This window comes from Pectobacterium sp. CHL-2024 (assembly GCF_044751765.1).
GTDB lineage: Bacteria > Pseudomonadota > Gammaproteobacteria > Enterobacterales > Enterobacteriaceae > Pectobacterium > Pectobacterium brasiliense.
Window position 1 is genome coordinate 48197 of sequence record NZ_JBIXKO010000003.1, and the last position, 22315, is coordinate 70511.

Consider the following 22315-nt stretch of genomic DNA (forward strand, 5'->3'; position numbering starts at 1 on the left):
TCTAATCTGGCGGTAAATCCGCTGGCGATAGTGCGCAGCGCCCGTTAACCTGATGTTATTTTTATGTCGTCAGGATCAAAAAGAGAGAGACATTATGAAGGATTCATCCATCCGTATTGCGGTTGTAGGTGCGGGCGGCCGTATGGGACGCCAGCTGATTCAGGCTATCGAGCAAATGGACGGCGTGGTATTGGGCGCGGCGCTGGAACGTTCTGGTTCGTCTCTGATAGGAAGCGATGCCGGTGAACTCGCCGGGCTGGGTAAAAGCGGTATTACCGTGAATGAAAGTCTGGATGCCGTGCAGAATGATTTCGATATTTTGATCGACTTCACCCGCCCGGAAGGCACCCTAGCGCATCTGGCGTTTTGCCGTCAGCACCGTAAAGGCATGATTATTGGGACAACCGGCTTTGATGACGCAGGGAAAGCGGCGATTAAGCAGGCTGCGCAGGATATTGGAATTGTGTTTGCGGCGAACTTCAGCGTTGGCGTCAATGTCATGCTGAAGCTGTTGGAAAAAGCGGCCAAGGTCATGGGCGACTATACTGATATCGAAATTATTGAAGCACACCACCGCCACAAAGTGGATGCGCCATCGGGTACCGCGCTGGCGATGGGCGAAGCGATCGCCGATGCGTTGGGACGCGATCTGAAGTCCTGTGCCGTGTACGCGCGTGAAGGCCATACCGGTGAACGCGATCCGAAAAGCATTGGGTTTGCGACCGTGCGTGCGGGTGACATTGTCGGTGAACATACGGCGATGTTTGCTGACATTGGCGAGCGCGTTGAGATTACCCACAAGGCATCCAGCCGTATGACATTTGCTAATGGTGCAGTAAGAGCTGCTATCTGGATTAGCTCGAAAGAAAGTGGGATTTTTGATATGAGAGATGTGCTTTCTCTGGATGATTTATAGTATTTAATTTTTAATATAAATATTATATCTAACTGATAAAGGTGGTTATTTTTATGATCACCTTTACTTTTACATGTTTCAGGTAAATTAAATCTTATTGTTTCTATTTATCTTTTTTTATTCTATTTTTTAGCAGTAATTCTTCCTTGTGACTACCGAAATCCCCTTTGCTGGCGATTTGTTATCCTTATTTTAACGATGTTGTCTCGCAACCGTTTACTTATCTAAGTTGATAGCGTTTTTTACGTCAGTGGGTCACTATTTATTTCGTAAAGCATAAAAATAAGAGAAAAAAAGCGGTTTGGGTAGACAATCAGGAAGACCATCATTAAAATGCGCCCAATTTGCCAAAAATTGGCCTTACAGGTAGTTTTTGCATTGATTTAGTGACTCAGATCTGAATTAATATGCAAATAACGTGATTGTTTATTCCTTGGAGGGTGTTTTGATTAAGTCAGCGCTATTGGTTCTGGAAGACGGAACCCAATTCCACGGTCGGGCCATTGGGGCAGAAGGGTCGGCAGTGGGGGAAGTGGTCTTCAATACGTCGATGACCGGTTATCAAGAAATCCTTACTGATCCTTCCTATTCCCGCCAGATTGTCACTCTCACTTATCCCCATATCGGTAATGTCGGCGCCAATGCCAACGATGAAGAATCCCCCTCTGTACAGGCTCAAGGTCTGGTTATTCGCGATTTACCTCTGATTGCCAGCAACTACCGTAGTGAAGAAAGCCTGTCTGAATACCTCAAACGCAACAACATCGTCGCCATTGCTGATATCGATACCCGTAAACTAACCCGTCTGCTGCGTGAAAAAGGCGCACAGAATGGCTGCATCATTGCGGGCGATGCGCCGGATGCTGCCGTCGCGCTGGAGAAAGCGAAAGCCTTCCCGGGGCTGAAAGGCATGGATCTGGCAAAAGAAGTGACGACGGCAGAAAGCTACAGCTGGCTACAGGGAAGCTGGACGCTGGAAGGCGAATTGCCTGCGGCGAAAAACGAAAGCGAACTGCCTTACCACGTTGTGGCTTATGACTACGGTGTGAAACGCAACATTCTGCGTATGCTGGTAGATCGCGGCTGCCGCCTGACGGTGGTTCCGGCGCAGACACCTGCTGAGGACGTACTGAAGCTGAATCCAGACGGTATTTTCCTCTCTAACGGCCCGGGAGACCCGGAACCGTGCGACTACGCGATTCGCGCGATCAAAACCTTCCTGGAAACGGATATTCCGGTATTCGGCATCTGTCTGGGTCACCAACTGCTGGCACTGGCGAGCGGTGCCAAGACCATCAAAATGAAGCTGGGTCACCACGGTGGCAACCATCCGGTCAAAGATCTGGATAACAACTGTGTGATGATTACCGCGCAGAACCACGGCTTTGCGGTTGATGAAAATAATCTGCCTGCCACGCTGCGCGTCACGCATAAATCCCTGTTTGACCATACGGTTCAAGGGATTCACCGCACGGATAAGCCCGCGTTCAGCTTCCAGGGTCACCCGGAAGCGAGCCCAGGCCCGCACGATGCCGCGCCGCTGTTCGACCACTTTATTGACTTGATTCAGACTTACCGTTCTTCAGCTAAATAATCAGGAGCGAGAAAATGCCAAAACGTACAGATATTAAAAGCATCCTGATTCTGGGCGCAGGCCCGATTGTTATCGGCCAGGCGTGTGAGTTTGACTACTCGGGTGCACAGGCGTGTAAAGCGCTGCGTGAAGAGGGTTACCGCGTTATTCTGGTGAACTCCAACCCGGCAACCATCATGACCGACCCGGAAATGGCCGATGCGACCTACATCGAGCCGATTCACTGGGAAGTGGTGCGCAAGATCATTGAAAAAGAGCGTCCAGATGCGGTGCTGCCAACGATGGGCGGCCAGACTGCGCTGAACTGTGCGCTGGAGCTGGAACGTCAGGGCGTGCTGGCCGAATTCGGCGTTACCATGATTGGTGCAACGGCGGATGCGATTGATAAAGCAGAAGATCGCCGCCGCTTCGACGTGGCAATGAAAAAGATCGGTCTGGATACCGCGCGTTCCGGTATTGCACACAATATGGAAGAAGCGCTGGCGGTTGCGGCTGACGTCGGCTTCCCGTGCATCATCCGTCCTTCCTTTACGATGGGCGGCACCGGTGGCGGTATCGCTTACAACCGTGAAGAGTTCGAAGAGATCTGTGAGCGCGGTCTGGATCTGTCTCCAACCAAAGAGCTGTTGATCGATGAATCGCTGATCGGTTGGAAAGAGTATGAGATGGAAGTGGTGCGTGATAAGAACGACAACTGCATCATCGTCTGCTCAATCGAAAACTTCGATGCCATGGGGATCCACACGGGTGACTCCATCACCGTCGCACCGGCACAAACGCTGACCGATAAAGAGTATCAAATCATGCGTAACGCCTCGATGGCGGTACTGCGTGAAATCGGCGTAGAAACGGGCGGTTCCAACGTTCAGTTCTCGGTAAACCCGAAAACCGGCCGTCTGATTGTTATCGAAATGAACCCGCGTGTATCACGTTCTTCCGCGCTGGCGTCTAAAGCGACGGGCTTCCCGATTGCGAAAATCGCGGCCAAGTTGGCTGTAGGTTACACGCTCGATGAGCTGATGAACGACATCACTGGGGGCCGTACGCCAGCGTCCTTCGAGCCTGCTATCGACTACGTTGTCACTAAGATTCCACGTTTTAACTTCGAGAAATTCGCGGGTGCCAACGACCGTCTGACCACGCAGATGAAATCTGTGGGTGAAGTGATGGCGATTGGCCGCACGCAGCAGGAATCCTTGCAGAAAGCGCTGCGTGGCCTGGAAGTGGGCGCAACGGGCTTCGATCCGAAAGTGGATCTGGACGATCCAGAAGCGCTGACCAAAATTCGCCGCGAGCTGAAAGATGCCGGTGCCGAGCGTATCTGGTACATCGCCGATGCCTTCCGCGCGGGGATGTCTGTCGATGGCGTGTTTAACCTGACCAACGTTGACCGCTGGTTCCTGGTGCAGATTGAAGAGCTGGTGCGTCTGGAAGAGCAGGTCGCTGAAAAAGGCGCAACTGCGCTGGATGCCGAATTCCTGCGTACGCTGAAGCGTAAAGGCTTTGCCGATGCGCGTCTGGCGAAACTGGCTGGCGTGGCGGAAAGCGAAATTCGCAAGCTGCGCGATAAGTTCGACCTGCATCCCGTCTATAAACGCGTCGATACCTGTGCGGCAGAATTTGCGACCGATACAGCGTACATGTACTCCACATACGAAGAAGAGTGTGAAGCCAATCCGACTCAGGATCGTGACAAAATCATGGTACTGGGCGGTGGGCCGAACCGTATCGGTCAAGGGATCGAATTTGACTACTGCTGCGTCCACGCTTCACTGGCGCTGCGTGAAGATGGTTATGAAACCATCATGGTCAACTGCAACCCGGAAACCGTTTCAACAGACTACGATACGTCTGACCGTCTGTACTTTGAGCCGGTAACGTTTGAAGACGTGCTGGAAATCGTCCGCATCGAGAAGCCAAAAGGCGTTATCGTGCAGTACGGTGGCCAGACGCCATTGAAACTGGCGCGTGCGCTGGAAGCCGCTGGTGTGCCGGTTATTGGCACCAGCCCGGATGCGATTGACCGTGCAGAAGACCGCGAGCGCTTCCAACAGGCTGTGAATCGTCTTGGGTTGAAGCAACCGGCTAACGCCACGGTCGCGACCATTGAGCAGGCGGTAGAAAAAGCGCGTGGCATCGGCTACCCGCTGGTTGTCCGTCCTTCTTATGTTCTGGGCGGCCGCGCGATGGAAATCGTGTACGACGAAATCGACCTGCGTCGCTACTTCCAAAACGCGGTTAGCGTGTCCAACGACGCGCCGGTGCTGCTAGACCGCTTCCTTGACGATGCTATCGAAGTCGACGTTGATGCGATTTGTGACGGCGAGCGCGTGCTGATTGGCGGCATTATGGAGCACATCGAGCAGGCGGGCGTTCACTCCGGTGACTCGGCTTGTTCACTGCCGGCTTATACGCTGAGCAAAGAGATTCAGGACGTGATGCGTCAGCAGGTTGAGAAACTGGCGTTTGAACTCTGCGTTCGCGGCCTGATGAACGTGCAGTTTGCGGTGAAGGATAACGAAGTTTATCTGATTGAAGTGAACCCACGTGCGGCGCGTACCGTACCGTTTGTCTCGAAAGCGACGGGCGTTCCGTTGGCGAAAGTCGCGGCACGCGTGATGGCAGGCAAAACGCTGGCTGAGCAGGGCGTCACGAAAGAAATTATCCCGCCGTACTACTCCGTAAAAGAAGTGGTGCTGCCGTTCAACAAATTCCCTGGCGTTGACCCGATTCTGGGGCCAGAAATGCGTTCAACCGGTGAAGTGATGGGCGTGGGCCGCACGTTTGCTGAAGCTTTTGCTAAAGCGATGCTGGGCAGTAACTCGCACATGAAGAAAACCGGACGTGCGCTGCTGTCAGTGCGTGAAGGTGATAAAGCTCGCGTAGTGGATCTGGCGGCCAAGCTGTTGAAGTACGGCTTTGAGCTGGATGCGACGCACGGCACGGCGATTGAGCTGGGCGAAGCGGGCATTAATCCGCGTCTGGTGAACAAGGTGCATGAAGGTCGTCCGCATATTCAGGACCGCATCAAGAACGGCGAGTACACCTACATCGTCAACACCACCGCAGGGCGTCAGGCGATTGAAGATTCCAAGCTGATTCGCCGCAGCGCGCTGCAATACAAGGTGCACTACGACACGACGCTGAACGGCGGTTTCGCTACGGCCATGTCATTGACGGCAGATCCGACGGAGAAGGTGACTTCCGTGCAGGAAATGCATGCGATGATTAAAGGCTGATTGACCAACTTCGGTAGGCAGTAAGCGGATAATAAAGGCCAGCGTTGGTAACAGCGCTGGCTTTTTTCATGGGGCGCGTTTTGAGTGTTAACCTAGCGCGACTTTGATACCTAACGCGATCAACACCGTTCCCAGCAGCTTATCGACCAGTTTCTGCACTTTAGCCAATCCACGGCGTACCGGTTCGCTTTGGAAAAGTACCACCAACAGTGGCCACCAGACGAGAGAAAGCAGCCAGATAATCATGGCGTACCACAGTTTTTCACCGAGGCCTGAGTGAATGTTCAGAACCTGAGTGAACATCGCCAGAAAGAACAGCGTGGCTTTCGGATTCAGTAGGTTGCAGAGATAGCCTTGCAGGAACGCTTTTTTCAGGCTGACGCTTTGCTGTGTCAGATTTGATACGTCCATTTTGCTTCCGCCGCGCGCGAATAGCGCTTGAATACCGATCCAGATTAGATAGGCGGCACCCGCATATTTCAGTACATTAAACAGCCAAGGCGTGGTGGTGATGACGACGGCTAGCCCGGCGACGCAATAAGCCATGTGAGTTGCTACGCCGCAGATGACGCCAAAGGCGGTCATCATTGCAGCAGCACGTGGATAGCGCGCCGCATTCCTGATAACGAGGAAAAAGTCGGGGCCGGGAGAGAGCATCCCCAGCGTGGCGATGGTCGCGACAAACAGTGATGTTTCTAACATGGTCATTCCAGGCAGTGAAGAAAGAGAGGGCCGAGGGAAATCATAGCGCCAGAATAATGAATTCGCATCACACTTATTGGTTATTCGGCGGCGATATGTTAACAATTATCCTTTCATTTTTTGTGGTTAATTTCAGGGGCGGGTTAGATAACAACATGGTCAGTGAATGTGAGAACCGTGAACCATTATGTGGCGAAAAACGGATGGGTGAAGCGCCACAGCAGCGGGAAATAACCCGACTGTGCATCCAGTGTGCGCTGCTGCTGTTACAGCATGGCGCAGAAAGTATGGTGGTAGAACAGCTGTCGTCACGGCTGGGTATGGCGCTCGGCGCTGATAGCGTTGAGAGTTCAATCTCGGCAAATTCGATTGTGCTGACCACTATCATGCAAGGGCATTGCCTGACGTCAACGCGGAAGAATGTGGATCGCGGCATTAATATGCACGTCGTCATTGAGGTTCAGCATGCGGTCATCATGGCCGAGCATAAGCTGCTGGATGTGGCGGGGGTGGAAAAACGTCTGGGAAATATCAAACCGCTGCGCTATCCGCGCTGGCTGATGGTTTCCGTTGTGGCGCTCTCCTGCGGCTGCTTCAGCCGTTTGAACGGCGGCGGGTGGGATGCGTTTATCGTCACGCTGATTGCCAGCGGTCTGGCGATGTACGTCCGACAGGTCTTTACGGCGCGACACCTGAATCCGTTGATCAACTTCTGCATTACGGCATTTGTCGCGACGTCGGCATCCGGGCTGTTGATGCGTTTGCCTGCTTTTGGACAAACCTCAACGGTCGCGATGGCGGCGAGCGTGCTGCTGCTGGTTCCCGGCTTTCCGTTGATTAACGCCGTGGCGGATATGTTTAAAGGGCACGTGAATACCGGTCTGGCACGCTGGACGGTCGCGAGTTTACTGACGCTGGCAACCTGTATTGGTGTCGTGATGGCGATGTCGCTGTGGGGGTTACGCGGATGGGCTTAAGTTTACTGTGGGCACTCTTGCAGGATATGGTGCTGGCGGCGGTTCCTGCGTTGGGCTTTGCGATGGTCTTCAACGTGCCGCTGAAAGTGCTGCCTTACTGTGCGCTGCTGGGCGGTGTCGGGCATGGCGTACGGTTTCTGGCGATACATTTCGGCATGAATATCGAGTGGGCGTCGTTTCTGGCGGCGATCCTGATCGGCATCATCGGTATTCGCTGGTCACGCTGGCTGCTGGCGCATCCGAAAGTCTTTACCGTAGCGGCGGTGATCCCGATGTTTCCCGGTATTTCTGCCTATACCGCGATGATTTCGGTGGTGGAGATTTCGCATCTTGGCTACAGCGAAGCGCTGATGAGCGTCATGATAACCAATTTTCTGAAGGCCAGTTTTATCGTCGGTGCGCTCTCTATCGGCCTGTCTTTACCGGGGATCTGGCTTTACCGTAAACGGCCGGGAGTATAAAACTCTTATATTACGTTTCGGTCTTGTATCTATATCGACGAGCGAAAGGGCTTTCCGTATAGTGTCAGCAATTTTCTGACCTACAGGGTTTTTTCACCATGGTTATTAGTTTGATTGCTGCACTGGCAGTGGATCGCGTGATTGGTATGGAAAACGCGATGCCGTGGCATTTGCCAGCCGATCTGGCATGGTTTAAGCGTAATACGCTTAATAAGCCGATTATTATGGGGCGTAATACTTTCCGTTCTATCGGTCAGCCGCTGCCCGGCCGACTGAACATTGTCGTCAGCAATCATCCCGGTGATGACGATCGTGTGACCTGGGTCTCTTCGCTGGACGCTGCGCTGGCGGCGGCGGGTGACGTCGAGGAAGTGATGGTGATTGGCGGCGGCAGTATTTATCAACAAATGCTGGCGCAGGCTAATCGCCTCTATCTGACGCACATTGATGCTGAAGTGGAAGGCGACACGCATTTCCCTGACTATGAGCCGGATGAGTGGCAGTCTGTTTTCAGCGAATTCCATGATGCTGACGAGCGCAACTCACACAGTTACTGCTTCGAAATTCTGGAACGCCGCTAAGCGCCTTTCCTGCGATAACGTTCTGTCGATGACTCGCTAAACCCGCCTTTGTGGCGGGTTTTTTCGTTTTCTTACCCGATGTTTACTTCTCCCGCCTGACAGCTTTCCCAAATGGCGCGTCTCAGCCAGCGATGCGCAGGATCGCTCTCGCGTCGCGTATGCCACACCTGCTGGAAGGCAAAGTTGGGTATCGCGAGCGGAGGCGGAAAAATGTGCAAATTTGGCGTAGTGATGTGGAGCATACTGCGCCGTGCGGCAGTCAAAATCAGGTCAGTACCGGCAATGAGATTGATGGCGGCGTGCCAGTGGGGCAGCGTCAGCACGACATTGCGTGACAGGCCGCTTGCAGCAAGCGCGCTGTCCACTTCATTGGCTGAATCGGGATGCATGGTGACCAGAACATGTGGGCGTTCCAGCCATGCCTCAAACGATAGCATACCGTTTTCCGGCAGCGTGGCGCGGTCGGCCAGACAGGCAAACTGTTCTTCAAAGAGAAGCTCGGCGTGTACTTCAGACGGGCGTTCAGGAAATACGCCGAGGCCTAAATCGATTTCTCCATCAATCAACTGTGCCAGCATCATTTCACGGCCGGCATGACTGACGGCCAGCGAAATGCCGGGAGCCTGCAGGCGTAGATGCCGCATGAGCGTTGGCAAAACGGCATTCGTACCGTAATCAGAAAGCGCCAAACGGAAATGTCGCGTGCTATGGCGCGGATCGAACTGCGGAGCTTGTATGAGGCCATTTAGTTGTTCAAGCGCGAGTTCCAGCGGGCCGAGTAGCGCCTGTGCACGGGTCGTCAGCGTCAGACCGACTTCACGTCGAACTAACAGCGGATCGTTAAAAATCTGGCGAAGCTGTGCTAGTGAATGGCTGACGGCAGGCTGGCTGCGGTGCAGGCGCAGTGCCGCCCGTGTGACGTGTTTTTCCGTCAACAGCGCATGAAGCGTTAGCAGCAGATTCATATCGATACGACGTAAATCATCCATTCTGTGAATGTCTTCCGTATGAATTACGAATTTCCATCAGTTTAATGGATGATGGAGTATTGGAACATCCCAATTACGTTGTGAACTTAATATTGTGAATCAGGGGGCTCCATGTCGTTATTCTCTTCTTTTTCTCTCTCATTATTGCTGCCGCTGGGTATTGCGGTATTCGCCGGGAGCATTGTGCCTTTTCAGGCCGCCAGTAATGCGATGCTGGGGCGCTCGTTAGGCCATCCACTTTGGGCAACGCTGGTCTCACTGCTGGTCAGCATCTGCGTGCTGTTGCCGATTCTGTTTGCTGCTCGGGTGCCCACGCCAGCACTGGGTAATGCCTTGCAGGGGCCGTGGTGGATCTGGCTGGGCGGCGTGGCGGGCGTGGCTTATATCACCGCCGCCTTATTGCTGACGCCAAAGCTCGGAGCCTCAGGTTTTATTGTCTGCGTGATTGTTGGGCAGGTTGTGGCATCGCTGATCATCGATCATTTTGGTTTGATGGGGTTAGCGGTGAAGCCTGCGACGCTGGGGCGAATCGCGGGTGTCGCGTTAATCGTGATGGGGATGCTGGTGGTGCAATATTCTGCGGCTTCTCAACCGCTGACAAAATCGACCGCGGCAACCCACCAGCAGCCATAGTGAGAGATGAATTCTCCATTTTTAGCGGAAATGGGTCACATTTCCGTCATCTATCATCGCTAGTATGAAAACGAGTAGCGGCTTCCGTCGTTCAATTGAGATGTCGTTAAGCCGCTGTATTTGATAGATAGGAGACAGTAAGCATGACGAATAGAAATCGTAATCTGAATACTGACCGCCTGAGCGATCCACGCCGCCGTGAATTGCCGCCAGGCGGCGTAGAAGCCGTCGGCCTGTCCGGGTTTCTTGGCGGTGGCATCTGGTCGATTCCCGCCGAGGGGTTGGCCGTACCGTCATCCAAAAAGGCTCAGTCTGAGACGACTTCCCCTTTTCTATGACTCTGGCACGGTTGGCGATGGTGCAACGGCTTTCGAGCCTTTACTCACCCGATAAGGGCGTGCTATCGCCAGAAAGCTCGGCAGTTGATGACGTGTTTGATGAAAGAGACGGTTGCGTGAAATAGCGCTTATCGTCCCAACGCAGCATAGTTAGTTCTCCCCCCCAGCAGCACCCGGTATCCAGCGCGTAAATGTTTTCCGGCGTGCCTTTCCCTTCCAGCGAGGCCCAATGGCCGAACGCAATAGCATATTCCCCGGTAACCTGACTCGGCAGCTCAAACCACGGTTTTAGCAGAGAAGGGGCTTGGCTCGGCGGCTCTTTACACAGCATATCCAACTGCCCGCCAGAGAAGCAGTAGCGCATACGGGTAAAGACGTTGGTGCTAAAGCGTAGACGAGCCAGACCGCTGAGCTCTGGGCTCCAGTGGTTCGGCATATCGCCATACATGGCATCGAGGAAAAGCGGGTAGCTGTCGCTGCTCAGGATCGATTCGACTTCGCGTGCGCACATAAGCGCCGTCGGCAGATCCCACTGCGGTGTGATGCCCGCGTGCGCCATCACCAGCTTCAGCTCTTCATCAACTTGCAAGATCGGCTGGCGACGTAGCCAGTTGATGAGTTCGTCGGCGTCCGGTGCTGTGAGGAGCTCGTTGAGCCGATCTTTCGGCTTGTTGCGGCTGATACCCGCATAAACGGCCAACAGGTGCAGATCGTGATTGCCAAGCACCATGCGAACAGAGGAACCGAGGGAGCGAACAAAGCGTAGAACCTGGAGGGAATCCGGCCCGCGTGCGACTAAATCGCCAGTTAGCCAGAGCGTATCTTGCTCTGGATTAAAGGAAACTTGCGCCAATAGCGCATTAAGTTCCACGAAACAGCCGTGAACATCGCCAACTAAATAGGTAGACATAATTAATGTATCAGTGAAGGAATAGCCAGACGGAAAACGGGGATGGAAACCTGAAACGCTTTACCCTGATGGTCAACCATATGGTAGTGGCCTTCCATCGTGCCGAGAGGCGTTTCGATGACGGCACCGCTGGTATATTGGAATTCGCCGCCGGGCTGGATAATCGGCTGTTCGCCGACGACGCCTTCACCCTGAACTTCAGTCTGGCGACCGTTACCGTTGGTGATCAGCCAATAGCGTCCCAAAAGCTGGACTTCATGACGCCCCAGATTGCGAACCGTAATCGTGTAAGCAAACACGAAACGTTCTTCATCAGGCTCAGACTGTGATTCCACGTAGAAGCTCTGAACCTGTACACAAACACGGGGCGCATTAATCATGATGAACTCCAGTTATTCCTGTTTTGCAGGATGCTCGCTCAACCAGTTCGCCAATCGGCAATATTGTTCAACGGTCACATTCTCTGCGCGGCTGGAGACATCGATTCCCAGCTCGGTGAGAATTTCCGGGGTGAACAGATTGCCCAGACTGTTACGCAGTGTCTTACGGCGCTGGTTAAACGCTTCCGTCGTGATGCGGCTCAGCACGCGAATGTCGCTGACCGGGCAGGGGATCTCGGCATGAGGAACGAGTCGCACTACGGCGGAATCAACTTTAGGCGCGGGCTTGAATGCCTCTGGTGGTACTTCAAGCACTGGGATTATCTGACAATAATACTGTGCCATGACGCTCAGGCGTCCAAAGGCTTTACTGTTCGGCCCTGCCACCAGGCGGTTAACCACCTCTTTCTGCAACATAAAGTGCATGTCGCGGATAGATTGAGTATAGGTGAACAAGTGGAACATCAGCGGTGTGGAAATATTATACGGCAGGTTGCCGAAAACACGCAGCGGTTGCCCAGCCTGTTCAGCGAGCGCGGCGAAATCGATCGTCATGGCATCTTGCTGAATAATCGTCAGCTTGTCTTTCAGCGTCGGATGCGTTTCCAGGCGCGCTGCCAGATCCCTATCCAACTCGATAACGGTAAAACGATCCATCCGTTCGCCAACGGGCGCGGTCAACGCGCCGAGGCCGGGACCGATCTCGACGATCGCTTGACCCGGTTGAGGATGAATCGCCGAAACGATGCTATCGATCACGAAGTGATCGTTTAAAAAGTTTTGCCCAAAACGTTTACGGGCGAAGTGACCTTGGTGTACGCGATTATTCATTACTGTGTTTTATCATTTTAATGGCAAGATTTAATGCCGTGATGAAGCTGCCGGGGTCGGCGCTGCCAGTTGCGGCCAGCTCAAGCGCTGTACCGTGATCGACCGACGTACGAATAAAAGGTAACCCCAGCGTGATATTAACGGCTCGCCCGAAGCCCTGATATTTCAGAACCGGGAGCCCTTGATCGTGATACATCGCCAAAACGGCGTCAGCGTGTTGCAGATACTTTGGCTGGAAAAGTGTGTCGGCAGGCAACGGCCCAACCAGCGTGATACCCTGCTGCCGGAGTTCGTCCAGCGCTGGGTTAATCACATCCAGCTCTTCACGGCCCATATGGCCGCCTTCACCGGCATGAGGATTTAGCCCACACACATAGATTTGCGGTTGAGCGATACCGAATTTTGTCTGCAAATCATGATGCAAAATCGTGATGACTTCGTGCAGGCTCTGGCGGGTAATCGCCGCAGAAACGGCTGCAAGCGGAAGATGCGTGGTCGCTAAGGCAACGCGCAGTTCTTCTGTTGCCAGCATCATAACGACACGGTCACAGCGGCTGCGATCGGCGAAAAACTCAGTGTGCCCGCTGAAGGGGACGCCAGCATCGTTGATAATGCCTTTATGCACCGGTCCGGTAATCAGCGCGGCGAATTCACCGTTCAGGCAGCCATCGCAAGCACGCGCCAACGTTTCAACCACATAAGCGCTGTTAGCGACATTCAATTGGCCTGGAATGATGGTTGCCGGTGCGGCGATCGGCAGAATGGTCAGACTACCCGCCTGTTGTGGCTGTGCGGGCTGGCCGGGTTGATAGTCACGCAACGTCAGCGGCATAGACAGCTGTAATGCGCGACTGAGTAACAGGTCAGGATCCGCACAGATCACGAGCTCTACAGGCCAGGCCTGCTGAGCCAGAGCAATCACCAGATCGGGGCCAATCCCGGCGGGTTCGCCGGGGGTGATCACAACGCGTGGCGTATTGCTCTCAGTCTGCATTAGTTACTGGCACCATTAATCACTTTGACATAGGCCGCTGCACGCTGTTCCTGCATCCAGGTTTGCGCTTCTTCAGCGAATTTACGATTAAAGATCATACGGTACGCTTGCTCTTTTTGCGCCGCGTCGGTTTTATCAACCTGACGGGTGTCTAGCAACTGAATCAGGTGCCAGCCAAAAGAGGAATGAACAGGCTGACTGATTTCGCCTTTCTTCAGTTTCAACAACGCATCGCGGAAGGCCGGATCGTACATATCTGGAGAAGCCCAGCCAAGGTCGCCGCCCTGATTCGCTGAACCAGGATCCTGAGAGAGCAGTTTGGCTTGTGAGGCGAAATCGGTGCTGCCGTTTTTGATCTGCTGTGCCACTTCGGCCAGCTTGGCTTGTGCCTGGCTGTCCGTCATGACGACAGACGGTTTGATCAGAATATGGCGAGCATGCGTTTCGGTTACCGATACGCTTTTGTTACCGCCGCGAATATCGTTCACTTTCAGAATGTGGAAACCCACACCAGAACGGATCGGGCCAACGACCTGACCTTTCTGCGCCTGTGTTAAGCGTTCAGCAAACAGCGTTGGGATCTCTTGCAACTTGCCCCAGCCCATTTGGCCGCCTTTCAGCGCCTGAGGGTCTGCAGAATAGGTAATGGCCAACTTGCCAAAATCCGCGCCTTCATTGATTTGTTTCACCAGCGACGTTGCCAGGTTTTCCGCTTCATCAACCTGCTGCTGAGTCGGGTTTTCCGGTAATGGGATCAGAATGTGGCTCAGATTCAGCTCATCGTTTTCGCCGGTCTGGGTGGCGATTTGCTTAGCCAGCGTATCGACTTCCTGTGGCAGCACGGTAATGCGACGGCGGACTTCGTTGTTACGCACTTCCGAAATCAGCATCTCTTTGCGAATCTGGTTACGGTAGGTGTTGTAGTTCAGACCTTCATAAGCCAGCTGACTTTTTAGCTGATCCAGAGACATCCGGTTCTGAGCGGCAATATTGGTAATCGCCTGATTCAGTTGTTCATCCGTCACCTGGATACCCATCTTCTGCGCCATTTGCAGGATGATGTTATCCATGATCAGGCGATCGGTAATCTGATGACGCAGCGTGGCGTCATCCGGTAACTGTTGCCCAGCCTGCTGGGCGTTCAGTTTTACCGACTGCAAAAGACTGTTTACATCACTTTCCAACACGACGCTGTTGTCGACCACTGCTGCGACTTTATCAACCACCTGTGGTGCTGCGAACGCGGTAGAGGCACTCAGTGCCAATCCGAGAATAAGCGTTCTCCAGTTCTTCATACCTTTCCCATTATTTCATCCGCAAGGCGGGTTAAAAGTTCCAACGTTTCAGTGAGACAGCCTGTTTGCCACATCCTTATCGGCTAAGCACTCCGTATTGCATCAGAATGCGCGCTGGTAAGGCAAAATACCCGAGCGAAGCATTTTTTCGGAACCCAGACTGTAATTGCTGCTTAGACCACGTAATTCGATATTAAATGACACTTTGTTGTCGTAGTCGCTGCTGCGGCTGGCGCTGTTCCAGTCGGTAATTTTACGTTCATAACCAACGCTCACGGCCCAACAGCAGGTATTGTACTGCAGCCCAATCAGCTGATTTGCTGGCTGATTAGCCTTGGTGTCGTAATAATAAGCCCCAACCACCGCCCAACGTTCGACGATCGGCCAGCTCGCGGTGATACCGACCTGCGAAATACCTTGCTGAGAACCCTGATTTGTCACGTTCGGCAGCATGTCGCGAATGTATTCAGGGCTGGCGTAACGATAGTTCAACTGCACCAGACGTTCCGCATCGCGACGGTATTCTAACACGGCGTCGCCCAGCGCGACTTCGTTCAGACGATTGTCATATTGCAGACCCCCGCGAACGCCCCACCTGTCATCGATTTTCAGGAAGGAGTCACCGGCCCACACCTGGCTGCCGTTGTTGTCGCTTTTATCGAGTGACGTATTGCGGTCACCGGTACGTGGACGATCAAAGTAATAGATTTGACCAATAGAAGCGTTAAAACGTTCAACCAGCGCATCATCATAAATACGCGTAGTGACACCGGTCGCAATCTGGTTCGCGGACGCGATGCGATCCAGGCCGCTGTAGCTGCGATCGCGGAACAGGCCGGAATAGTCGGTCTGCATCAGCGTGGAGTCATAGGTATGAATGCCGCTCTGATCGCGATAAGGCACATACAGGTACTGCGCGCGAGGTTCCAGCGTCTGGGTATAGGCCTGCGACCAGTCCATTTCGCGCTCAAAGACCATTTTGCCATCCACTTTATATTGCGGCATGACACGGTTAACGGAGCTCTGGAGCGCGTTTTTATTGACGTCGGTGACGGTAGGATCGGCGCGATAGCGATCCAGATTGTCCTGTTGATAGTGCGTCGCTAACAGCTTGGCTTCGGTATTCAGACTGGCCCAGCGGTTTGCCAGCGGGAGATTCAGCGTTGGCTCAGCGTGCAGACGAGTCGCTTCCGGCCGATTGTCGTTGACGTTGGTAAATTTTACCGCCTGACCATAAAGGTGCATATCAATCGGGCCGATATCATTCTGGTAATAATTGATATCGAGCTGCGGCTCAGCACGGTAGACATCACGGCTGGTCGCATTGGAAAAAACCTGGAATTGTCTGGTGGACAGCGAGGTGTTCCAGTTTTGGTTCGCATAGCCCGCACTGAATTTTTGGGTGACGTAGCCATCGGTAGTTGAACCGTAATTCGACTCCAGATCGGTGAAGTAGCGATCGTCGCTGACTTTCGTGTAATCGGCGTTAAAACGCCATACCTGATCCATCACGCCGCTATGACCCCAGTGGAACAGCCAGCGGGTATCGTTACTATCTTGCGGGGAGACTTTGGCATATTCATTGTCGCTGGGCAGCCAGTCGAACTGAATGACACCAAGGCCCGGTGTGGTCAGGTAGCGGAATTCGTTCTGCCACTGCATACCACGTTTAGTTTGCAGATGCGGTGTGATCGTGGCGTCAAAATTAGGGGCAATATTCCAGTAATAGGGCGTCAGCAGTTCGAAGCCATTGCTGCTACCATATTTCGCATTGGGGATCAGGAAGCCAGAGCGTCGTTTATCGCCGATAGGAAGCTGTAAATACGGGCTATAGAACACAGGTACGCCAGCAATCTTGAAACGTGCGTTCCAGATTTCAGCAACCTGCTCTTCTCTGTCTTGAATCACTTCCGAACCGACGACACTCCAGCTATTATCTCCCGGCAGACAGGAAGTGAAGGAGCCGTTTTCCAGAATGGTGTAGCGATTGCTGTCACGCATTTTCATTTTGTCGGCGGAACCACGCCCTTGACGGCCCACCATCTGATAGTCGCCTTCATAGACGTCGGTATCTTTGGTGTTCAGGTTGGCCCAGGCTTTAGGGCCTTTCAGGATAACCTGATTGTCGTCGTAGTGGACATTTCCCGTCGCAGTAATGGTACGCGTAGGCGTGCTACCCTGCGTTGTCGGATCCAGCTGGTTCAGTTCCACCTGCTCGGCGGTCATGACGCTGTTGCCCTGCTGGATGTTAACATTGCCGATGAATTTGGCGTTGTCGGGATAGTTGGCTTCGGTTTTGTCGGCCTGAATATTGACCGGCAGCTGATTAGGATCGCCTGTTACCAGCGGTCTGTTGTACGTAGGTACACCCAGCATGCACTGTTCAGCGAGATCGGCCAGCGCGTGCTGGCTGTAAAGCGCCGACCAAACCAGAGTGGCCAGCAGAGTTGGGAAACTTTTTTTCATACGTGGTATCAGGTGTTCCGTCATCAGGGGCATCATGCCGGCAAACGGTCAGAGACTATATCACTCGTTAGCGTTGCGCCAGTGTTAAATCCCCACCGCCTATACGCACCGCCGTTAGGTGCAAAGATAAATGACAGGTATGATAAAGCAATTTTTGGCTGACGGCATGAGGATTTGAGGAGTATATGCGGTATTGGGGAAAGTTGCTGGGGTTGGCGCTGGGAATCGTCTCAAGCGCTGGCATCTGGGGAATGATCATGGGCTTACTGATGGGGCATTGGATTGACAAAGCCCGGGCATCGCGTCGCCGTGATTATTTCTCCGCTCAGTCTACCCGTCAGTCATTGTTCTTTCTCACGACCTTTCAGGCTATGGGACACCTGACCAAATCCAAAGGCCGGGTGACGGAAGCCGATATCAAGATTGCAACCAAAATGATGGATCGCCTTGAGCTGTTTGGTGAGGCCAGAACCGCCGCTCAACGGGCTTTCCGTGAAGGAAAGACCAGTCATTTCCCTCTGCGAATAAAATTACGCAAGCTACGCGATGCCTGTCTGGGACGTTTTGATTTAATTAAGATGTTTCTGGAAATTCAGCTTCAGGTCGCGTTTGTTGATGGCGTTTTGCATCCAAATGAACGACGCGTGCTGTATGTGATTGCCGATGAGCTGGGCGTAACGCGCGAGCAGTTTGAGTTCTTTTTGCGGAATATGGAAAGTAGCACGGGGCAACAGTCGCGGCAGAATCAGTCACGCCAGAACGGTAAATCGCATCAACGACGCAGTAACGGCCACTCCAGCGGGGGCTACTCCAACGGACACTCTTATGGCGGCCAACGCCCGGCTTCACCGCCGCGTGGGCCAACGGTCGAAAGTGCCTGTCGTACGCTAGGCGTGCGCAGCAGCGATGACGCCGTGACGATTAAGCGTGCCTACCGCAAACTCATGAGCGAGCATCATCCCGATAAGCTGGTCGCCAAGAAGCTTTCGCCGAGGATGATGGAGATGGCCAAGCGCAAAGCGCAGGATATTCAGGCCGCCTATGAACTGCTGAAAAGCGCGAATCAGACAAAATAATCCGCATCCTTCCTCTTCTTACTCCTTCCCTGTTTTACCGCTCCAGCAAACACCGATTTGCAAATACCGTCGGCGTATCTGCCTCAAAAATCCGCTTCGCAACGAAAGTGCATTGGGGTATTGAATTCAGGGTGGGTAATAGCCAGTTCTTGTGCGTGCAGTAAAAGGCGGGGGGCAAGTGCTTTGGCATCGGGATGCGCATAAAAGCCATCGCCGAGGATAGGATGACCTAACGCGAGCAGGTGAACACGCAGTTGGTGGGAGCGACCGGTAATCGGCATCAGCTTGACGCGTGTTGTACCGTCAGCGTCACGTGAAAGTACCTGATACTCCGTCTGCGCTGCTTTTCCTGTTTCAAAGCAGACTTTCTGTTTCGGGCGGTTCGGCCAGTCGCAGATCAGTGGCAGGTCGATGACGCCCTCATCCTGTGCCATATGTCCCCAGACACGGGCAAGGTAGGATTTCTTGGGTTCACGCTCGCGAAACTGACGCTTTAATTCGCGTTCGGCGGCTTTCGTGAGTGCGACGGCAATCACGCCGCTGGTTGCCATATCCAGACGATGTACAGATTCTGCGGTCGGATAGTCAGCCTGAATACGGCTCATGACGCTGTCTTTGTGTTCTGGCGCGCGGCCGGGAACCGACAGCAGACCGCTGGGTTTATTCACCACCATGATGTGCTGATCCTGATACAGAATATGCAACCAGGGATCGGTAGGCGGATTATAGGGTTCCATCGGAGCACCTTTCAGGCAACGTATAATGTGTGATATTAGGAAGAACACGGGGATGAGGTTCCCGCAGGGAGACCTCGCCCCGTGGTAGGCCCGTGTATCTCGATTTTGCAAACAACATGTCTTTATAGCTGCGGTATAGCACGATGCCGATACCGCAGTCAGCAACGCTTACTGATGCGTCACCACAACCAGACGGATTGCATCCAGACGCCAGTTGGCTTCATGCAGGTTGCTCAGCACCTGCTCGCGCTGGTTTTCCAGTGCAGTCAGCTCATCTTCACGAATGTTAGGGTTGACGGCTTTCAACGCTTCCAGACGTTCCAGCTCACGGCGCAATTGCAGGTCAGCCTGCTCCTGAGCTTCGGCGATGAGCTGGCGCGCCTGCGTTTCCACCAGCGCTTCTGCCTGTTGCAGCATGGCGTGAACATCAGGCTGTACGGCATTCACCAGCTTGCTGGACGTATGGCGGTTTACCGCATTGAGCTGGCGGTTGAAGCTTTCAAACTCAACCTGTGCCGCCAGATTGGTGCCTTTACGGTCCATCAGCAGGCGAACCGGCGTAGGCGGCAGGAAGCGAGTCAGTTGCAGGTGTTTCGGTGCCTGCGCTTCCACCACGTAAACCAATTCTGCCAGCAATGTGCCGACCGGCAGCGCTTTATTTTTCAGCAGCGACACTGCGCAGCTGCCGGTATCGCCGGACAGCACCAGATCGAGCCCGTTACGGATCAGCGGGTGTTCCCAACTGATAAACTGTGCATCTTCGCGAGAGAGCGCCTGATCGCGATCGAAGGTGATCGTACAGCCGTCCTGCGGCAGGCCCGGGAAGTCTGGCACCAGCATATGATCGGATGGCGTCAGGATGATCAGGTTATCGCTGCGATCTTCCTGATTGATGCCAACAATATCGAACAGGTTCAGGGCGAATGTCACCAGATTGACGTCATTATCCTGCTCGGCAATGGCCTGCGCTAGCAGTTGAGCCTGTTCGCCACCGTTAGAATGCATTTCCAACAGGCGATCGCGGCCTTGTTCAAGCTGTTGTTTCAGGCTGTCGTGCTGTTGACGGCAAACATGGATAAACTCATCCAGTCCCTGCTGTTCACCAACGGTCGTCAGTCGCTCGATCAGCTGCGTGTGGTGCGCATCATAGATGGTACGGCCTGTCGGGCAGGTGTGCTCAAATGCGTCCAGCCCTTCATGATACCAGCGCACCAGCAACGCCTGTGCGGTGCTTTCCAGATAGGGCACCATAATCTGAATTTCTTTGGCCTGTCCGATACGGTCCAGACGACCAATACGCTGCTCCAGCAGGTCGGGGTTGAACGGCAGATCGAACATCACTAAATGGCTGGCGAACTGGAAGTTACGGCCTTCGGAACCGATCTCTGAACAGATCAGCACCTGTGCGCCTTCTTCTTCAGAAGCAAAATAGGCGGCGGCGCGGTCACGCTCCAGAATCGACAGCCCTTCATGGAAGACGGCGGCGCGGATGGCTTCACGCGTGCGCAGCACTTGCTCCAGCTGTAGCGCGGTGGCTGCTTGTGCACAGATCACCAGCACTTTTTCATCACGATGTGCAGTCAGGTAGTTCAGTAACCATTCCACGCGCGGATCGAAGTTCCACCACGTGGCATCGTCCCCTTCGAGCTGCTGATAAATTTGTTCCGGGTACAGCATGTCGCGGGCGCGGACTTCCAGCGCTTTATTCGCGTTCATAATGCCGGACACTTTAATCGCCGTTTGGTACTGCGCCGGCAGCGGCAGGCGGATTTGATGCAGGATACGCTGTGGGAAGCCTTTAACCCCCTGACGCGTGTTACGGAACAGCACACGGCTGGTGCCGTGGCGATCCATCAGCATGGTGATCAGTTCCTGACGCGCTTTCTGATTGTCATCGCTGTCGCTGTTGATGGCTTTCAGCAGCGGCTCGATATCCTGTTCGCCCAGCAGATCGCTCAACGCATTCAGTTCAGCTGTTTGGGCTTTTTCGCCCGCTAACAGCAGCGTGACGGCATCGGCAACCGGGCGGTACTGCTGCTGTTCGGCAACGAATTCCTGGTAGTCGTGGAAACGGTTGGGATCGAGCAGGCGTAAGCGCGCAAAGTGGCTCTGTTGGCCGAGCTGCTCCGGCGTCGCGGTTAAGAGCAGAACGGCCGGCGTGGCGCGTGCCAGCGTTTCGATGGCCTGATATTCCGGGCTAGGGCTTTCTTCGCTCCAGACCAGATGGTGGGCTTCATCCACCACCAGCAGATCCCAGTCGGCGTTGACGAGCTGCGCAAAGCGCTGGGCGCTGCGTTGCACAAATCCCAGTGAACAGATGACCAACTGTTCGGTTTCAAACGGGTTACTGCTGTCCAGCTTGGCTTCGGCATAGCGTTCGTCGTCAAACAGTGAGAACAGCAGGTTAAAGCGGCGCAGCATTTCGACCAGCCACTGATGTTGCAGAGTTTCCGGCACGACAATCAGCACGCGACTGGCACGACCTGCCAGCAACTGCTGGTGGATGATCATCCCGGCTTCAATGGTTTTCCCCAGACCGACTTCGTCCGCCAGCAAAACGCGTGGTGCGTGGCGTTGGCCGACTTCATGAGCGATATGCAACTGATGGGGGATAAGGCTGGCACGCATGCCGCGCAATCCGCCCCATTGTTGCAGCGCCTGTTCGTTCTGATGCTTGCGGGCGCGGTAGCGCAGCGCAAAGCGATCCATACGATCGATCTGCCCGGCGAACAGGCGATCTTGCGGTTTATTGAATGTCAGTTTGCTGTCGAGGAAGACTTCACGCAGTTCCGCCGACGTTTCATCGTCCAGTCGTTGGCCGCAATACACCAGCAACCCTTTTTCTTCTCGCACGTCATCAACTTTGAGCTGCCAGCCTTCATGGCTGGTGACGGTGTCGCCGGGATTGAACATCACGCGGGTGATGGGGGCGTCGCTGCGGGAATAAAGTCGGTTTTCACCGCTGGCAGGGAAAAGCAGCGTAATCATACGCGTATCGACGGCAACAACCGTTCCCAGTCCAAGTTCGCTTTCCGTATCGCTGATCCAGCGCTGACCAAGTGTAAAAGGCATAAATTCTTAGCTCGATGTTCGTCTGTGTCGGAGGAATGTCTGATTACATTACCGGGTGCCGATAATGCTGCTGATGCAAATTCAGAAAGGGCGTTATGGTAATGGATGACGGTGCGTTCGTCAC

Annotated in this window: 19 protein-coding genes; 9 read left to right on the top strand and 10 right to left on the bottom strand. The window is 53.9% G+C overall.

The genetic code is table 11. From position 1 onward, the window contains the following. Positions 1-94 precede the first annotated feature (94 nt). The 3 genes from dapB to carB all read left to right on the top strand — a co-directional run bounded on the left by dapB (position 95) and on the right by carB (position 5749). Positions 95-916 carry a 4-hydroxy-tetrahydrodipicolinate reductase gene (gene dapB / locus ACIPUG_RS06975; protein WP_110162374.1) on the top strand — a complete coding sequence of 274 codons (822 nt, stop codon included), beginning with the start codon at positions 95-97 and terminating at the stop codon, positions 914-916. 445 nt (positions 917-1361) lie between these two features. Beyond that, positions 1362-2510, top strand: a complete 1149-nt coding sequence (carA, locus tag ACIPUG_RS06980; RefSeq protein WP_010306691.1) for a glutamine-hydrolyzing carbamoyl-phosphate synthase small subunit — start codon at positions 1362-1364, stop codon at positions 2508-2510. 14 nt (positions 2511-2524) lie between these two features. Further along, positions 2525-5749, top strand: coding sequence for a carbamoyl-phosphate synthase large subunit (carB, locus tag ACIPUG_RS06985; RefSeq protein ID WP_014916699.1), 3225 nt, complete (start codon positions 2525-2527; stop codon positions 5747-5749). Between the two features lie 87 nt (positions 5750-5836). Here the strand turns inward: carB and ACIPUG_RS06990 are convergent, their stop codons facing one another. Further along, complete coding sequence (locus ACIPUG_RS06990; RefSeq protein ID WP_014916698.1) at positions 5837-6451, bottom strand: LysE family transporter; 615 nt, start codon at positions 6449-6451, stop codon at positions 5837-5839. A gap of 203 nt (positions 6452-6654) precedes the next feature. Here ACIPUG_RS06990 and ACIPUG_RS06995 point away from each other — a divergent pair, with 203 nt between their 5' ends. The 3 genes from ACIPUG_RS06995 (at position 6655) to folA (ending at position 8470) form a co-directional block, all read left to right on the top strand. Further along, positions 6655-7428, top strand: a complete 774-nt coding sequence (locus ACIPUG_RS06995; RefSeq protein WP_010681756.1) for a threonine/serine exporter ThrE family protein — start codon at positions 6655-6657, stop codon at positions 7426-7428. Further along, on the top strand, positions 7419-7889 hold the full coding sequence (locus ACIPUG_RS07000; RefSeq protein WP_010681755.1) for a threonine/serine exporter: 471 nt from the start codon (positions 7419-7421) through the stop codon (positions 7887-7889). Before ACIPUG_RS06995 ends, ACIPUG_RS07000 begins: the two co-directional genes overlap by 10 nt. A gap of 98 nt (positions 7890-7987) precedes the next feature. Next, positions 7988-8470: a type 3 dihydrofolate reductase gene (gene folA, locus ACIPUG_RS07005; protein WP_010299774.1), complete on the top strand. Its 483-nt coding sequence runs from the start codon at positions 7988-7990 to the stop codon at positions 8468-8470. A 71-nt stretch (positions 8471-8541) separates the two neighbouring features. Here the strand turns inward: folA and ACIPUG_RS07010 are convergent, their stop codons facing one another. Then, positions 8542-9459, bottom strand: a complete 918-nt coding sequence (locus ACIPUG_RS07010; protein WP_400337977.1) for a LysR family transcriptional regulator — start codon at positions 9457-9459, stop codon at positions 8542-8544. A 111-nt stretch (positions 9460-9570) separates the two neighbouring features. Here ACIPUG_RS07010 and ACIPUG_RS07015 point away from each other — a divergent pair, with 111 nt between their 5' ends. Together ACIPUG_RS07015 and ACIPUG_RS07020 are read left to right on the top strand one after the other, a co-directional pair. Beyond that, positions 9571-10092, top strand: coding sequence for a DMT family transporter (locus tag ACIPUG_RS07015; protein WP_039497965.1), 522 nt, complete (start codon positions 9571-9573; stop codon positions 10090-10092). 143 nt (positions 10093-10235) lie between these two features. After that, a complete protein-coding gene (locus ACIPUG_RS07020) occupies positions 10236-10430 on the top strand; it encodes a hypothetical protein (protein WP_379060022.1) in 195 nt (64 codons plus the stop codon). A 40-nt stretch (positions 10431-10470) separates the two neighbouring features. Here ACIPUG_RS07020 and apaH read toward each other — a convergent pair whose 3' ends face one another. The 6 genes from apaH to lptD form a co-directional block, all read right to left on the bottom strand. Next, positions 10471-11340, bottom strand: coding sequence for a bis(5'-nucleosyl)-tetraphosphatase (symmetrical) ApaH (gene apaH / locus ACIPUG_RS07025; protein WP_277518144.1), 870 nt, complete (start codon positions 11338-11340; stop codon positions 10471-10473). A 2-nt stretch (positions 11341-11342) separates the two neighbouring features. Beyond that, on the bottom strand, positions 11343-11720 hold the full coding sequence (gene apaG / locus ACIPUG_RS07030) for a Co2+/Mg2+ efflux protein ApaG (RefSeq protein WP_010681750.1): 378 nt from the start codon (positions 11718-11720) through the stop codon (positions 11343-11345). 12 nt (positions 11721-11732) lie between these two features. Beyond that, positions 11733-12551: a 16S rRNA (adenine(1518)-N(6)/adenine(1519)-N(6))-dimethyltransferase RsmA gene (gene rsmA, locus ACIPUG_RS07035; RefSeq protein WP_400337979.1), complete on the bottom strand. Its 819-nt coding sequence runs from the start codon at positions 12549-12551 to the stop codon at positions 11733-11735. Beyond that, the gene (gene pdxA / locus ACIPUG_RS07040; protein ID WP_014916689.1) at positions 12544-13545 is read right to left on the bottom strand and encodes a 4-hydroxythreonine-4-phosphate dehydrogenase PdxA; all 1002 of its coding nucleotides are present in this window, start codon (positions 13543-13545) and stop codon (positions 12544-12546) included. The genes rsmA and pdxA overlap by 8 nt, the downstream gene beginning before the upstream one ends. Then, complete coding sequence (surA, locus tag ACIPUG_RS07045; protein WP_039278231.1) at positions 13545-14840, bottom strand: peptidylprolyl isomerase SurA; 1296 nt, start codon at positions 14838-14840, stop codon at positions 13545-13547. The genes pdxA and surA overlap by 1 nt, the downstream gene beginning before the upstream one ends. 102 nt (positions 14841-14942) lie before the next feature. Then, entirely contained in the window at positions 14943-17306 is a 2364-nt protein-coding gene (lptD, locus tag ACIPUG_RS07050; RefSeq protein ID WP_400337981.1) for an LPS assembly protein LptD, read from the bottom strand. A 185-nt stretch (positions 17307-17491) separates the two neighbouring features. Between lptD and djlA the strand changes: the two genes are divergently transcribed. After that, positions 17492-18382 (top strand): co-chaperone DjlA, encoded by an 891-nt coding sequence (gene djlA / locus ACIPUG_RS07055; RefSeq protein WP_014916686.1) that lies wholly within the window; start codon positions 17492-17494, stop codon positions 18380-18382. 83 nt (positions 18383-18465) lie between these two features. Here djlA and rluA read toward each other — a convergent pair whose 3' ends face one another. Further along, the gene (gene rluA, locus ACIPUG_RS07060; protein ID WP_014916685.1) at positions 18466-19119 is read right to left on the bottom strand and encodes a bifunctional tRNA pseudouridine(32) synthase/23S rRNA pseudouridine(746) synthase RluA; all 654 of its coding nucleotides are present in this window, start codon (positions 19117-19119) and stop codon (positions 18466-18468) included. 168 nt (positions 19120-19287) lie between these two features. After that, positions 19288-22191: an RNA polymerase-associated protein RapA gene (gene rapA / locus ACIPUG_RS07065; protein WP_336255293.1), complete on the bottom strand. Its 2904-nt coding sequence runs from the start codon at positions 22189-22191 to the stop codon at positions 19288-19290. Between the last annotated feature and the right edge of the window lie 124 nt (positions 22192-22315).

What these genes read in the sequence shown, in the direction of transcription:
- ACIPUG_RS06995 (WP_010681756.1), top strand. Translation starts at nt 6,655, where the DNA reads ATGGGTGAAGCGCCACAGCAGCGGGAAATAACCCGACTGTGCATCCAG.
- dapB (WP_110162374.1), top strand. Translation starts at nt 95, where the DNA reads ATGAAGGATTCATCCATCCGTATTGCGGTTGTAGGTGCGGGCGGCCGT.
- rluA (WP_014916685.1), bottom strand. Translation starts at nt 19,119, where the DNA reads ATGGAACCCTATAATCCGCCTACCGATCCCTGGTTGCATATTCTGTAT.
- ACIPUG_RS07010 (WP_400337977.1), bottom strand. Translation starts at nt 9,459, where the DNA reads ATGGATGATTTACGTCGTATCGATATGAATCTGCTGCTAACGCTTCAT.
- ACIPUG_RS07000 (WP_010681755.1), top strand. Translation starts at nt 7,419, where the DNA reads ATGGGCTTAAGTTTACTGTGGGCACTCTTGCAGGATATGGTGCTGGCG.
- rsmA (WP_400337979.1), bottom strand. Translation starts at nt 12,551, where the DNA reads ATGAATAATCGCGTACACCAAGGTCACTTCGCCCGTAAACGTTTTGGG.
- ACIPUG_RS07015 (WP_039497965.1), top strand. Translation starts at nt 9,571, where the DNA reads ATGTCGTTATTCTCTTCTTTTTCTCTCTCATTATTGCTGCCGCTGGGT.
- apaH (WP_277518144.1), bottom strand. Translation starts at nt 11,340, where the DNA reads ATGTCTACCTATTTAGTTGGCGATGTTCACGGCTGTTTCGTGGAACTT.
- ACIPUG_RS07020 (WP_379060022.1), top strand. Translation starts at nt 10,236, where the DNA reads ATGACGAATAGAAATCGTAATCTGAATACTGACCGCCTGAGCGATCCA.
- carB (WP_014916699.1), top strand. Translation starts at nt 2,525, where the DNA reads ATGCCAAAACGTACAGATATTAAAAGCATCCTGATTCTGGGCGCAGGC.
- djlA (WP_014916686.1), top strand. Translation starts at nt 17,492, where the DNA reads ATGCGGTATTGGGGAAAGTTGCTGGGGTTGGCGCTGGGAATCGTCTCA.
- folA (WP_010299774.1), top strand. Translation starts at nt 7,988, where the DNA reads ATGGTTATTAGTTTGATTGCTGCACTGGCAGTGGATCGCGTGATTGGT.
- ACIPUG_RS06990 (WP_014916698.1), bottom strand. Translation starts at nt 6,451, where the DNA reads ATGTTAGAAACATCACTGTTTGTCGCGACCATCGCCACGCTGGGGATG.
- rapA (WP_336255293.1), bottom strand. Translation starts at nt 22,191, where the DNA reads ATGCCTTTTACACTTGGTCAGCGCTGGATCAGCGATACGGAAAGCGAA.
- surA (WP_039278231.1), bottom strand. Translation starts at nt 14,840, where the DNA reads ATGAAGAACTGGAGAACGCTTATTCTCGGATTGGCACTGAGTGCCTCT.
- lptD (WP_400337981.1), bottom strand. Translation starts at nt 17,306, where the DNA reads ATGAAAAAAAGTTTCCCAACTCTGCTGGCCACTCTGGTTTGGTCGGCG.
- pdxA (WP_014916689.1), bottom strand. Translation starts at nt 13,545, where the DNA reads ATGCAGACTGAGAGCAATACGCCACGCGTTGTGATCACCCCCGGCGAA.
- apaG (WP_010681750.1), bottom strand. Translation starts at nt 11,720, where the DNA reads ATGATTAATGCGCCCCGTGTTTGTGTACAGGTTCAGAGCTTCTACGTG.